The following is an 11,998-nucleotide window of genomic DNA, read 5'->3' as shown; positions in this document are numbered from 1 at the left end:
ATGCCGGTTCTGCTTACCTCACCCTGTGTGACAAGGATGTCACTGCTTGCAGACAACCGCGAGATGATCACGGGGAAAACCACAAGGGGGTTTGTATGAAGTGCCGCTGGGTGCCGCAGTGCAGGCCTCCCCGAACACCCCCCGGCGTGCCCTGGCGCATTCCCGAAGACCCTCCGGGCGATGGACGGGACGAGGCCGGCCAGCGGCCCACCACAGGACAGGGCAGCGCGTTTTTTCAGGAAAAGCCCCTGCGTTGCCGCCGCTGCAACGCACCAGTCACCAGCCGGGACGCCGCTGTGGAGGTCTCGGGCCGTCATGCGCATGTGTGCTGCAATCCCGCCGGGCTGGTCTTCGAGATCCGCTGCTTTGCCATGGCAAAAGGATGCGCGGCGATTGGCCTGCCGTCAAGTGCGTTCACCTGGTTTGCACGATATTCCTGGCAGATATCCGTGTGCCGCCAGTGCCGGGCACACCTGGGGTGGAAGTTCACCGGGCCGACGCAGTTTTTCGGGCTGATTGTGGATCGGCTGATTGAATAATTCATGCCACTGTTGACATACGAAAAATAAAATCGTATTACTCATCCCAGGCGCGCACACACCCCTCCAAACCACCGTGCCTCTTGAGAGATGCAGCCCGGCCTGATGCGTACTCGTATCTGGCCGGGCTGCATCTTTTTGTTCAATCACTGATGACGCGGGAGAGATCCGGCATGGTTTCGGGCTTGTCGCGGTGCACGTAACGGGACTCGCCGTCCCTGGCGGTCACATTTTCGTATACCCCGTCATCACGGCGCACCAGTTTGGTGAACCCCGCATCCCGGATTTCGGCATCCGAGCGGGGGACATTGATCATGGGTTTGGAGATCAGCCGGCGTACCGGGGCGCCGCAGATAGGGCATACAGCCAGTGGTTCATCGTGAATGGACTGGAATTGTTCAAAAATGTGGCCAAGGGAACAAGGTGTGGCCGAGGGCGACTGCCCCATGTGTTCGTAGTCGTAGTTGGGCATGTGCGACTCTTTTGCCAGGCCCGCCCTGCCGGGCGGGAGGGTGGTTTGCAATGATGACGGAATAGTGTAAGCTACGTAGTAAAGTTCCCGCCCAGGCGCAACTGTCAGTTGCCTTGGGAGGGGCTGTTTCGGGATGCACTTTGGGGACCACGCTTGCGCATACTGCATGCGCAGGGCGTGTTTTTCGCGTATGGCATGACGGCAACAGTCGCAGAGGCTTGAGCATGCATTTCCACAAATTCGCGTCGCCCCGTTCCCGTGTGGCTACCGCCGAAGAGACTGCCTCGGTCGGCCCTGCAACGCCTGCTCCCGCGCCGTCTGGGCAGGCAGAGCCGGCGGCCATCGGTTCTGGCCAAATTCCCGGCCTGATACCTGGGGCCACTCCCCCGGACCGCCGGCACGCCCTGCGATTTGCCCCCACTTCGGCAGGAGATTGCAGCTGCGAAATCTGGGCCGGCTCCGGCCAGATGTTCCGGGCGGAAATTCTCGACATGGGCGTGTCCGGCCTGCGGCTCCGGGTTCGGGGGGAGCAGGGCCAGCCAGACCTGCTCCCTGTTGGGGAAAAGCTGACCTTCGGCGCCTGCTCCGTGGCCCATTGGGGCGAGCTAATTGAAGGGCAGCAGGGCTGCGTGCGCTGGCGGAGAGAGGGCGAGGCCGGCGTGCTGCTGGCCGCCCCGCTGTGCGCCAGGGCCCGGCATCGGGCGCAGCGGGTGCTGCAGGCAAGGCGGACCAAAATCTATGGGGCCTGAACCCCGGCGCGCATGCCCGCGTTCAAGCCCCTCCTTGCCGCCTCATGCGGTCTTGCTGCCGTCTTGACGCTCGCAGGCCGGCTACTTCTTGGTCTTCCACTCGTCCATCTTGATCCACAGCACCGCGCCCTGTTCCACAGGCTTTTGCGCGCCTGAGGGGTCGGGCAGGGTTTCGGCCGCCTCGGTCAGCGCGGCAAAGCCCCACCAGCCACCCCTGGGGCAGGCAAAGGTGAATACGCCATTGGCGTCCGCCTGCACCACATGCGTGACGTGGTAGGGCGTGGGCGGGGTGATCGTCTTCTTTTCGTTATACAGCTCCACCTCCACCGTGGCGTTGGGCACTGGCTTGCCATCCACCAGCACCTGGCCGGTGAAGCTGTAGCCCGCGTAGTTGCCAAAGGGCCGGGTCAGGGGGAGGATTTCCGTCTTCAGCCCCACAGGCTTGTCCCAGCCTTCTTCCTCGCCAAAGGCCGCGACGATGGTCTTGGTGTAATGGATAATGGAGCAGTCTTCCGCCGGCTCCCAGTACGGTGTGGGCTCCATGACGAAGGTGTACACGCCCGGCCGGGCAACCGCATAGCTGGCGGTCCAGGCCGTGTGGTCCATCACTTTGGTTTCCTTGAGGGAGGGGAGCAGGTCGGTTTGTTTGTCATCCGCCACCACAAAGAAAGCCTTGGGCTTGACCAGATTCATGCCCTCCATCTCCATGGGATGGGCAAACGCCAGGGTCAGATCCACGGACTTGGCTTTTTCATCCACTGCATTGGTGGAGGGGATGACCATCCCAAAGTGCGCCAGGGCCGGCGAGGCGGCCAGCAGACACATGGCCAGCGCCAGGGTGATGGAAGCAGGGCGGAAGAGCGGGGTCATGGCGTCTCCTGTGTGCTTGATGTTTGGAGTGGTGCTCTTTTAAAAATACGAAATTTAAATTCGTGCCGCAATGAGGAAAAAAATTAACGCCTGCGTTTGACCAGCATGGCCACACCGGCCAGACCAAACAGAAAGCCAATGCCTGCGGTGATATCCTGCACGCTTGGCCCAGGCTGGAGCAGCTCGCGCTGCAACTCGGCGATCTGCCGTTGCAGGGGGGAGACTTCCCGCCGGACCGCCTCGGCAATCATCTGCTCCAGCTGCGCTTCCGCCAAGCCAGTCGGCAGGCCAGTGGCTGGAAGGACCGCCGACTGGGCGGGAACATCTGAAGCCGCAGGGCCGCTGGCTGGAGCCGCCGCGGGGTCAGTCGCAGGAGCAGATGCGGAGACCGCTTGCCCGGCCAGTTCTTCGGCCGCGAGCAGCCATTCATTGCGGTGGCCCTCGCCGGCGGAAAGCACAATGCGCAGGCCATGCCCCATGGCTGCCTCGGGGAGCGCAAATCGGAGCAGGCCTTCGTCGTCCGTGTTTCCGCGAAAAACCGGGGTGTCTTGTCCGGGAATGAAGGCCTCCACCGCCGCACCGCGCGCGGGGTTGCCCCGGGCGAAGCCCCCCTCCACCACCACCTCGCCCTGCTGTACCCAGGCGAAGACGTTCACGCGGTGGGCCCACGCAGGCACGGGGGCGCACAGCGTGAGCATCAGAACCATCAGGCAAAGGCGGCCCATCACAACCTCCCCGCGACAGAGGGGTGTGGGGCCGCAACGACCGGCGTGGGACCGGGGGCGGTGAGGTGCAACAACTCCGGCTGTACCCGGGCCAGGAACTGCACCACGGCCACGGTGATGGCGCCTTCGATGCACATGACCGGCACGTGGGCGAGCAGGAGCAGGGACGCCGTGGGCACCAGCGCCTCGCCGCTCAGGGCCAGGCACAGGGACGTGAGCAGGGCCGCCACGCCCACGGAGCCAAAGCCCATCAGGAACGCCGCCACCATACGGGCCCGGCCGCCTTTGGCAAGCCAGGGCCGCAGCAGCAGCCAGCACAGGAGCCCGGATAACGACATGGTGGCCGTGTTCACTCCCAGAATGGTCAGCCCGCCGTACTGAAACAGGACGGCCTGCAGGAGCAGGGAGACGAAGATGGCCGGAAACACCGACCAGCCAAGCATCGCCGCCAGCACGCCATTGAGCACGAGATGCACATTGCCCGGCCCCAGCGGCACATGGATGAGCGAGGCCACGAAAAAGGCCGCCGCCAGGAAGCTGGCTGTCACCAATTGTTTTTCATCAAGCCGTTTGAGCCCCACCGCCAGGCCGATGGCGGTAACCGCCCAGCCGGCAGCCAGCGGGCCCACCGCGAGGACACCCTCAGAAATATGCATGACCGCTCTCCTTGCGACGCATTGTTCCGCTGTACGCCCTGGAGATGGAGGCGTCAACTGATCGTGTGCAGCAAAGGGCACGATGGCTGTAATCGTGTGATTACAGCCGCGGCAGGCCGTGCGGCAACGGTGGCAGCATCTGTTCGGCAACTGGGTTGCGCGGAAATTCAATGAGATAGAACTTGACAATCACTTTCATCAAGCCTACTCAATCAACCCATGCGACACCCTCAGGCAACCACTGCGGCCTCGGCCGTGATGTCCCTCAGCATGGCTCCGGCCGGCTCCACCATCCGCATTGAGCGGGTGGGGGATTGCCCGGCCATGCGCAGCCGGTTGCTTGCGCTGGGTCTGACGCCCGGTTCCACGGCCACTGTGGAATCCTGCGGGTGCGGGCAGTGTTGCCTGTGCGTACGCGGCGGATCGCTGGCTATTGGGCACGGCATGGCAGACAAGATTCTGGTGCGCCTTGTCTCTGGCGAAGCGGGCGGCGCATCTGGCGTCCCCACTGCCTCCGGTGCGACCAGCGGATGCGAGTGCCGGTGTTCCTGCCGTGAAGCTGGTGCGCATGCTTCAGAGTCTCGCGCGCCGTCCTCGCACGACCCGCCTCCTCACGGCCGGGGTCGCCCTGGCAGGTCTGAGTAGGCAGCTCGCCGGCAGGCCATGGTTGCCCGGCACCGTTCTGTCCGGTCTTGCGTCGATGATTCCTATGTACCCAAACTTCATACTTATTTGGTAGGAGATCAGGCCATGTCCCGAGTGGTTTCGTTGCGGGCGTTGCAGGTGGATCAGCCGGCGGTCATCGCCAGCGTGACGGCCAAGGGAGAGATGGGCCGCCGTATTCGCGACATGGGCCTGTCTCCCGGGGTGCAAATCAGCGTGGCTGGCCGCGCACCACTGTACGATCCGGTCGCGCTGCGGGTGCTTGGCGCCACCATCAGCCTGCGTAACAACGAAGCGGACCACATCATGGTCCAGGTGGAGGAATAGGGGTATGGCATCAACTGCAGCATCGCATGCCCAGGGGGCGGCCATCGTTGCGCTGGCCGGCAACCCCAATGCGGGCAAAACCACGCTGTTCAACGCCCTCACTGGGGCCCGCCAGCATGTGGGCAACTACCCCGGCATCACCGTGGAACGCAAAGAAGGCGTGGCCGTGCTTGAAGGGCGCGATATCCGCGTGCTGGACCTGCCGGGCGCCTACTCGCTCTCCGCGTATTCCCCGGAGGAGCTCGTGGCCCGCGAGGTGCTCGTGACGGAGCAGCCCCGCGTGGTGGTGGACGTCCTCAACGCCTCCTGCCTTGAGCGCAATCTGTATCTGGCCCTGCAGCTCCTGGAGCTGGGCGCCCCGGTGGTGCTGGCCCTGAACATGATGGACGAGGCCGAGGCCCAGGGCATGCGCATCAACATGCGCCGGCTGAGCGAGCTGCTGGATGTGCCCGTGCTGCCCCTGGTGGCCAAACGGGGCAAAGGGGTGCATGAGTTGATGGAGCTGATGGCAGCCCGGCTGGATACCCCGGTGCGCCGCCCCGCGCTGCACATTTCCTACGGTCCGGATCTCGATGAGGCCCTGACCGCCATGGAGCAGCTCATCGAGCAGCATCATTTCATGACCGACCGGTACCCCTCCCGCTGGCTGGCCTTGAAGTATCTTGAGGAAGACAGCGCCATTCTGGAGCAGGGGCGCCAGGCCGGAGCCGTGAGCGCCAGACTGGAAGAGATTGCCGCCAAGACGGCGGCCCACTGCCGTAACACCCTGGAAGTGGACCCCGAAGCCATCATTGCCGACTACCGCTATGGCTTCATCGCCGCGCTCATGCGCAAGGGCGTGCTGCAGCGCGAGCAGGCCGAGGAGCGTCGCGCCTTTTCCGAAAAGCTGGACCGCGTGCTGACCCAGCGTCTGCTCGGCCCGGTGCTGATGCTTGCGACCCTGCTGGCGTTGTATCACGCGGTGTTCACCCTTGGGGAAACGCCCATGGGCTGGATGGAGGAGATCTTCGGCTGGCTGTCTGACACGGCCAGCGAGGCCTTGCCAGATGGCATGCTGCGCTCCCTGATCGTGTCCGGGATTATCGACGGCGTGGGCGGGGTCTTTTCCTTCGTACCGCTGATCATGATCATGTTCTTCCTCCTGGCCTTCCTGGAAGACACGGGCTACATGGCCCGCGTGGCTTACATGCTGGACCGGGTGTTCCGCGTGTTTGGCCTGCATGGCAGCTCCGTGATGCCGCTGATCATTTCCGGCGGTGTGGGCGGTGGTTGCGCCGTGCCGGGCGTGATGGCCGCGCGCACCTTGCGCAGCCCCAAGGAACGTCTGGCCACCATCCTTACCGCCCCCTTCATGACCTGCGGGGCCAAACTGCCGGTATTCATTCTGATTACCGGAGTGGTCATGCCCGATTTTCAGGCCGTGGGCATGTTCGGGCTCACGCTCATGGGCTGGGTCATGGCGCTTGTGGGCGCCCGCATTCTCCGGTGGACGGTGATACGCGGGGAGGCGACGCCCTTTGTCATGGAACTGCCGCCATACCGGTTCCCCACCTTGCGCGGGCTGTTGATTCATACCTGGGAGCGGACCTGGCAGTACATCAAGAAAGCCGGGACGGTGATTCTGGCCATCTCCATCCTGATCTGGGCGGCCATGACCTATCCTTCCCTGCCCGAAGACCAGGCTGCCGCCATCACGGACGAAGCCGCCCTGGCCGAGGCCTCGCTGGAATATTCCGCAGCTGGCCGTATCGGCAAGGCCCTGGAGCCTCTTTCCTCCCTGGCCGGGTTTGACTGGCGGACGAACATTGCCCTGGTGGGCGGTTTTGCAGCCAAGGAAGTCATCGTGTCCACCCTGGGTACGGCGTATTCCCTGGGTGAGGTGGATGCCGAGGATGCTGGCAGCCTTTCCGAACAACTGGCGGCCAACCCGAATTTCACCCTGGCTGCGGCCATCTCGCTGATGCTCTTTGTGCTGATCTATGCTCCCTGCTTCGTGACCGTGGTGACCATCTGGCGGGAGAGTAACTGGAAATGGGCTGTTTTCTCAACAGTCTATAGCACGGTGACTGCCTATGTGCTGGCTGTGGCCGTGTTCCAGGCATTGTCCAGGCTGGCCTGACCCGGGCCGCATTCCGGGCATACGGCACTTCCACGCCGCGTCTCATGAGAGGCGCGGCGTGCTTTTTTATGTGGCCATGAATGAAGCGGCTACGGATGCAATGCTGGATCACATGATACAATATTACATGTAGGATTACGCATCCAGGCAATTTGAAAGAGTGAAGAGGAGTGAATGTTCATTCGAGACGAAGGTTGAAATAGTAGCAATGGCGACATATAATTATATCAATTGTCGAGAATTGCTAATTGTAAATGCAGATATTGTGAAAAATACATCAATAGACACTATTGTTGTACTCTAAAAATTGTTTACACTGTGGTGAATGCAGCGGGGAGCCTGCAATACAGTCTGCTGTCGACTGCAATTTATGTGCTTGGTACTTGTCAATGGATTTGTTTGGTGCTAGTAACGGGAATGTAATTGTCTGGTGGCAGGGTGGCATTGTGCTGAGCCGCATCATTGCGGGGTGCGCTGCTCTGGCTGTGCGGTTTTGGTTGCGTTATGCGCTTTGTCCGTTGGATTGTGTTTGCCACGGGAGGTTCGCCATGCGTCGGATGCTTATGTTGCTGTTTGCCATTTTGCTTGCCATGCCCGCCTCCCTGGGTGCGCAGGATCAGGCATTGTATCTGAAAGGATACATCTATACCCTGAACGGCGAGCGGCAGCAGGTTGCCAAGTTTCTGAACGTTGGCTTCACGGATTACCACTTTATCCATGACGGCATCTATCGTGTGGTGAATCCACATGATATCAAAAGCGTGGAAAACCGCGGCATGGACAATCTGGTCATCACCATCCGCGGGCATCGTCCTTCCCGCGGCCGGGTGATGGATGTCTTCCCCGGTGCAGCCATCCAGGCCATGACCGGCGACATTAACGGCAAGGTCACCTTTGAGTTTTATGATAAGATCCAGGGCCAGCTGAAGCGCGGCGAAGTGCCGTGCGAGGAAGTCAAACTCCTGGTCTTTGAATAGTTTTCTCTCCTCGTCCTGCATACATCCTCTTGCCGGCAACCGCCGGGCGGCGCCTCCCCGCCCCGGCGGTTGCCGTGTTTTTTTGTGCAAGATGCCACGCAGGTTCGCCCTGTGGTTGCTTTGCGGGGAGCAACTGCGTATTGTATGGTTCTCACCCACAGGCGGCAGCTCGCGCACGCAAGCCGCTGAGAAGGGGTGGGAAACCAGGCGGGGGGATCCGTGTCTCTCTTGAAGCTGCGATATTATCTGGCCACCTTCGGCCTGCTCGTGGTGTTTCTTGCCGTGGCCTCGGCTGTTCTGGCCTCGTGCGGGTTGTACATGTGGGTGACCCGCGACCTGCCTGATTTCAACAAGCTCACTGATTACGAACCCAATCTTGTCACCACCATCTATGCTCGTGATGGGCAAATCCTGGGTTATCTGTACCGGGAAAAACGCTTCCTGATAAAGCTGGAGGATGTGCCGCCGCATGTGGTCCAGGCCTTTCTGGCCATGGAGGACCATACCTTTTACGAGCACAAGGGCGTGGATTTCACCGCCATCCTTCGAGCTGCCCTGGCCAACTACGAGGCTGGCGCCATCGTCCAGGGCGCCTCCACCATCAATCAGCAGATCATCAAGCAGATCCTCCTGACTTCGCAAAAGAAGTATGAGCGCAAGCTCAAGGAGGCCATCCTGGCCTTCCGGCTGGACAGCCGGCTGACCAAGGACGAGATCCTGACCATCTACCTCAACCAGGTCTTCTTCGGGGCCGGGGCCTACGGTGTTGAGGCGGCGGCCCAGACCTTCTTCGGCAAGCACGTGGGCGAGCTGACCCTGGCCGAAGGCTGCGTGCTGGCCGGCATGCCCAAGGCCCCGAGCATGTACAACCCCTACACCAATCCGGAAAAGGCCCACAGCCGCAAAGGCGTGGCCCTGGCCCGCTTGCTGGAACTGGGCTGGATCAGCCCGGCGCAATACGAGAACGCGCGCAGGCAGGAACTGGTCTTCAAGCCCATGCCCGAGCCATCCTGGGGCCTGGGCGCGTACTACCTGGAAGAAGTCCGCCGGCAGCTCATTGAGGAGTTTTCTGAAGAAAACGTCCGCAAAAAAGGGATGCCCCTGGACTGCTTTGGCGAAGACGCCGTGTATCAGAAAGGGCTGCACGTGCACACCGCCGTGGATCTCCAGCATCAGGCCGCGGCGGAAATGGCCTTGCGCTTTGGCCTGGAGGAGTATTCCAAACGCCACGGCTGGAGCGGGCCCGTGGAGCAGCGCAAGCCGGAGCAATGGAAAGCCTTTCTGGCGCGTGAACCAGCCCCAGAAGACCTGGAGCCGGGCAAGTGGATTCAGGCCCTGGTAGTGGGGCTGCGCAGCGGCGGGTACGACCTGCGCATGGGCAGCCAGAAGGGCTTTCTTCCGGCGCAGCAGACAGCCTGGGCGCGCTGGGCCAAGGGCAGCGTGCGACCCGGGGACGTGGTGTGGGTCAGCGTGGAAAGTCCGGACGTCTCCATGGACGCTCTGGACAAGGCCCTGCCGGAACAAGCCGCCGCCCGGCGCAAGCTGGAGGATCTCTGTCAGGCGCTCGCCAAGGAAAACACGCTCTTGTGCCGCCTGCGGGACAAGCCGCTGGTGCAGGGCGCGCTCATTTCCATGGAGCCGCCCACGGGTGACGTGGTGGCGGTGGTTGGCGGGTATGATTTTAATGAAAGCTGGTTCAACCGGGCCACCCAGGCGCGCCGGCAGCCCGGTTCGGCCTTCAAGCCCATCGTGTTCTCCGCCGCCCTGGAACACGGCTACAACCCGTCCAGTATCGTGCTGGACAGTCCCATCACCATCGGCACCTGGAGCCCCAAAAACTACGGTGGCGGGTCCATGGGCCCCATGCCCCTGCGCACGGCCCTGGCCAAGTCCAGAAATCTGGTCACCGTGCGCATTGCCGCGGATATGGGCATCCGCACGGTCATCGCCCATGCGCGCAAGCTGGGGCTGGAAGGGGAATTCCCGCCGTACCTGCCCATCGCGCTGGGAGCGCAGGTGTTCACGCCCATCAATCTGGCGCAGGCCTACTCTGCCTTTGCCCGGGACGGCTCCTACGTCAAGCCGCGCTTCATCCACAGCGTCCGCAAGGCCTGGGGTGAGGAGATTCTGCGCATCAAGCCGCAGTATCAGCAGGCCATCAGCCCGGAACACGCCTATCTCATGGCCTCCATGCTCCAGGGGGTGGTGCAGGCTGGCACAGGCACGCGGGCCCGGGTGCTTGGCCGGCCCGTGGCCGGGAAAACCGGCACCACCAATAATGAAATCGACACCTGGTTCATGGGCTTCTCGCCCTATCTGCTGACCGGCGTCTACGTGGGGTTTGACGAGCTGACCCCCATGGGCGCTGGCGAAACCGGCGGCCGGACGGCCCTGCCCATCTGGGCGGCTTACCGGCTGAAGGTGGAAGACATGTACCCGGTGCAGGATTTCCGCTCCCCGGACGTGCGCCCCGGCGAACAGCCCGTGCCCTTGCGGGTTGCCGGAAATTTTGGCGGAGAGGACTTGATTTATAATGATTTCATGGCCTTTCCAGGCATGGAGGAAAAGCCGGCCCTGACGCAGCGTGCAGTGGAGCCCGCCCTGGACACCGCCACTGGCGCGTTCATGGAACCAGCCTCCACCAGCCGTAAGCCCCCCCGCAGTGCGCCGCCCGCTGCCACCACCCGCGAGGAACTGCTCAAGTCGATGTTCTGACGATCAGCCGGACGTCAGAATCTGGCCAGTCCCGCGTTCCGCCTGCGAACATGAAATTCCGCAGGGTTCCTTCCTCTGTGGGGACGGTGGTTGCAGAACCGGCCCTCTTCACGGAAGCGCTTCCCCCTGTCCTTCCCGAAACCGTGCGCGGTATGGCTGAGTGTTGCCAGTCAACCATAATGCTCCGCCGGAACGCTTTGCCGGGAGGATGTGCATGGAAGAATCCAGAAGCCTTTGGGCCGGTCTGGTCCTGTTGCCCGTGGGAACGGGCGCGCCGAACAATGTGGAAGACGTGCGCACGGTGCAGCGCCTGCTGCAACTGGCCGGAACTCGCGCAAGACCGGCCGGGGGTCTGATCGCAGATGGTGTGTGGGGACCGCGGACCGAAGCGGCCCTGCGGGCGTTTCAGGAGAGGACGCCGGGCCTTGGCGCTGCCGAGGGCTGTCTGACCCCTGGAGGCAGGACCCTGCACGCCCTTATGGCCCTGCTGCCCCCACCGCTGGCGCAGAGTGCGCATCTGCGGCTGGTGTTCGTCCATGCGCGAGATGCTGACCTGCAGACCCTGGGACCGGCTGTGCTGGCCTGCATGCGTGCCCGGAATATCGATTCGCCTTTGCGGCAGGCGCATTTTCTGGCTCAGGTGGGGCATGAATCCGCCGAGTTGCGACATCGGGAAGAGCTGGCGTCCGGCCGGGAATACGAAGGCCGGCTCCAGCTCGGCAACACCGAGCGCGGTGATGGTCCCCGCTTCAAGGGCCGGGGGTTGATACAGTTGACTGGCCGGGCCAATTACGCCGCCTATGGCCGCAGCCTGGGCCGGGAACGCGATCTGCTGGAACAGCCTGAATGCGTGGCCCGCGAGCCGGAACTGTGTGTGGATGTGGCGGGCTGGTTTTGGGAAACGCGAGGGTTGAACGCCCTGGCCGATGCCGATGATCTGGCCAGGGTCACCCGGCGCATCAACGGCGGACTGCACGGCCTGGAAGACCGCAGCCGTCTGCTTCGGCGCGCCAAGGCGGCCTTGCGCGTCGGGTGTGCTTGAAGCGTATCCACGCCGGGAAACAGGTTCGGACGGGAACGCAACGCCTCGCTTCCACGCTCGAAATGCGTCCACACCATGTGTCCTTGTCTGAAAGACGCAACACTGGGCCGCCAAAATCCACACATTTTGGCGGACGGTTCTCCC

At 62.7% G+C, this 11,998-nt stretch carries 13 protein-coding genes; 8 read left to right on the top strand and 5 right to left on the bottom strand.

Annotated features, from left to right (window positions below; all coding sequences use genetic code 11):
* The first annotated feature begins 95 nt into the window (after positions 1 to 95).
* The gene (locus tag ACYQ00_RS05085) at positions 96 to 539 is read left to right on the top strand and encodes a cereblon family protein (RefSeq protein ID WP_460031080.1); all 444 of its coding nucleotides are present in this window, start codon (positions 96 to 98) and stop codon (positions 537 to 539) included.
* A 142-nt stretch (positions 540 to 681) separates the two neighbouring features.
* Here ACYQ00_RS05085 and ACYQ00_RS05080 read toward each other — a convergent pair whose 3' ends face one another.
* Entirely contained in the window at positions 682 to 1,011 is a 330-nt protein-coding gene (locus tag ACYQ00_RS05080; RefSeq protein WP_460031079.1) for an FmdB family zinc ribbon protein, read from the bottom strand.
* Between the two features lie 224 nt (positions 1,012 to 1,235).
* Between ACYQ00_RS05080 and ACYQ00_RS05075 the strand changes: the two genes are divergently transcribed.
* Positions 1,236 to 1,760, top strand: coding sequence for a hypothetical protein (locus ACYQ00_RS05075; protein WP_460031078.1), 525 nt, complete (start codon positions 1,236 to 1,238; stop codon positions 1,758 to 1,760).
* Positions 1,761 to 1,841: 81 nt separating this feature from the next.
* Here the strand turns inward: ACYQ00_RS05075 and ACYQ00_RS05070 are convergent, their stop codons facing one another.
* The 4 genes from ACYQ00_RS05070 to ACYQ00_RS05055 form a co-directional block, all read right to left on the bottom strand.
* Positions 1,842 to 2,630, bottom strand: coding sequence for a DUF4198 domain-containing protein (locus tag ACYQ00_RS05070; protein ID WP_460031077.1), 789 nt, complete (start codon positions 2,628 to 2,630; stop codon positions 1,842 to 1,844).
* 83 nt (positions 2,631 to 2,713) lie between these two features.
* A complete protein-coding gene (locus ACYQ00_RS05065; protein ID WP_460031076.1) occupies positions 2,714 to 3,355 on the bottom strand; it encodes a cobalamin biosynthesis protein CbiL in 642 nt (213 codons plus the stop codon).
* Positions 3,355 to 4,011 (bottom strand): cobalt transporter CbiM, encoded by a 657-nt coding sequence (gene cbiM / locus ACYQ00_RS05060; RefSeq protein WP_460031075.1) that lies wholly within the window; start codon positions 4,009 to 4,011, stop codon positions 3,355 to 3,357. The genes ACYQ00_RS05065 and cbiM overlap by 1 nt, the downstream gene beginning before the upstream one ends.
* Before the next feature lie 230 nt (positions 4,012 to 4,241).
* The gene (locus ACYQ00_RS05055) at positions 4,242 to 4,385 is read right to left on the bottom strand and encodes a hypothetical protein (RefSeq protein ID WP_460031338.1); all 144 of its coding nucleotides are present in this window, start codon (positions 4,383 to 4,385) and stop codon (positions 4,242 to 4,244) included.
* Between ACYQ00_RS05055 and ACYQ00_RS05050 the strand changes: the two genes are divergently transcribed.
* From ACYQ00_RS05050 to ACYQ00_RS05025, 6 genes are all read left to right on the top strand, one after another.
* The gene (locus ACYQ00_RS05050) at positions 4,318 to 4,656 is read left to right on the top strand and encodes a ferrous iron transport protein A (protein WP_460031329.1); all 339 of its coding nucleotides are present in this window, start codon (positions 4,318 to 4,320) and stop codon (positions 4,654 to 4,656) included. The genes ACYQ00_RS05055 and ACYQ00_RS05050 overlap by 68 nt on opposite strands.
* A 105-nt stretch (positions 4,657 to 4,761) precedes the next feature.
* Positions 4,762 to 5,001 carry a FeoA family protein gene (locus ACYQ00_RS05045; RefSeq protein ID WP_460031074.1) on the top strand — a complete coding sequence of 80 codons (240 nt, stop codon included), beginning with the start codon at positions 4,762 to 4,764 and terminating at the stop codon, positions 4,999 to 5,001.
* A gap of 4 nt (positions 5,002 to 5,005) precedes the next feature.
* Positions 5,006 to 7,120, top strand: coding sequence for a ferrous iron transport protein B (gene feoB / locus ACYQ00_RS05040; RefSeq protein ID WP_460031073.1), 2,115 nt, complete (start codon positions 5,006 to 5,008; stop codon positions 7,118 to 7,120).
* Positions 7,121 to 7,668: 548 nt separating this feature from the next.
* Complete coding sequence (locus tag ACYQ00_RS05035) at positions 7,669 to 8,097, top strand: hypothetical protein (RefSeq protein ID WP_460031072.1); 429 nt, start codon at positions 7,669 to 7,671, stop codon at positions 8,095 to 8,097.
* Positions 8,098 to 8,316: 219 nt separating this feature from the next.
* On the top strand, positions 8,317 to 10,812 hold the full coding sequence (locus ACYQ00_RS05030; protein ID WP_460031071.1) for a penicillin-binding protein 1A: 2,496 nt from the start codon (positions 8,317 to 8,319) through the stop codon (positions 10,810 to 10,812).
* A gap of 214 nt (positions 10,813 to 11,026) precedes the next feature.
* Complete coding sequence (locus tag ACYQ00_RS05025) at positions 11,027 to 11,854, top strand: glycoside hydrolase family 19 protein (protein WP_460031070.1); 828 nt, start codon at positions 11,027 to 11,029, stop codon at positions 11,852 to 11,854.
* Positions 11,855 to 11,998 lie beyond the last annotated feature (144 nt).

Source organism: Megalodesulfovibrio paquesii, from assembly GCF_054653055.1.
This window is presented reverse-complemented; position numbering and strand designations above follow the sequence as displayed.

Coding starts and splice junctions, on each gene's coding strand:
- ACYQ00_RS05085 (WP_460031080.1), top strand. CDS start 96: ATGAAGTGCCGCTGGGTGCCGCAGTGCAGGCCTCCCCGAACACCCCCC.
- ACYQ00_RS05080 (WP_460031079.1), bottom strand. CDS start 1,011: ATGCCCAACTACGACTACGAACACATGGGGCAGTCGCCCTCGGCCACA.
- ACYQ00_RS05075 (WP_460031078.1), top strand. CDS start 1,236: ATGCATTTCCACAAATTCGCGTCGCCCCGTTCCCGTGTGGCTACCGCC.
- ACYQ00_RS05070 (WP_460031077.1), bottom strand. CDS start 2,630: ATGACCCCGCTCTTCCGCCCTGCTTCCATCACCCTGGCGCTGGCCATG.
- ACYQ00_RS05065 (WP_460031076.1), bottom strand. CDS start 3,355: ATGGGCCGCCTTTGCCTGATGGTTCTGATGCTCACGCTGTGCGCCCCC.
- cbiM (WP_460031075.1), bottom strand. CDS start 4,011: ATGCATATTTCTGAGGGTGTCCTCGCGGTGGGCCCGCTGGCTGCCGGC.
- ACYQ00_RS05045 (WP_460031074.1), top strand. CDS start 4,762: ATGTCCCGAGTGGTTTCGTTGCGGGCGTTGCAGGTGGATCAGCCGGCG.
- feoB (WP_460031073.1), top strand. CDS start 5,006: ATGGCATCAACTGCAGCATCGCATGCCCAGGGGGCGGCCATCGTTGCG.
- ACYQ00_RS05035 (WP_460031072.1), top strand. CDS start 7,669: ATGCGTCGGATGCTTATGTTGCTGTTTGCCATTTTGCTTGCCATGCCC.
- ACYQ00_RS05025 (WP_460031070.1), top strand. CDS start 11,027: ATGGAAGAATCCAGAAGCCTTTGGGCCGGTCTGGTCCTGTTGCCCGTG.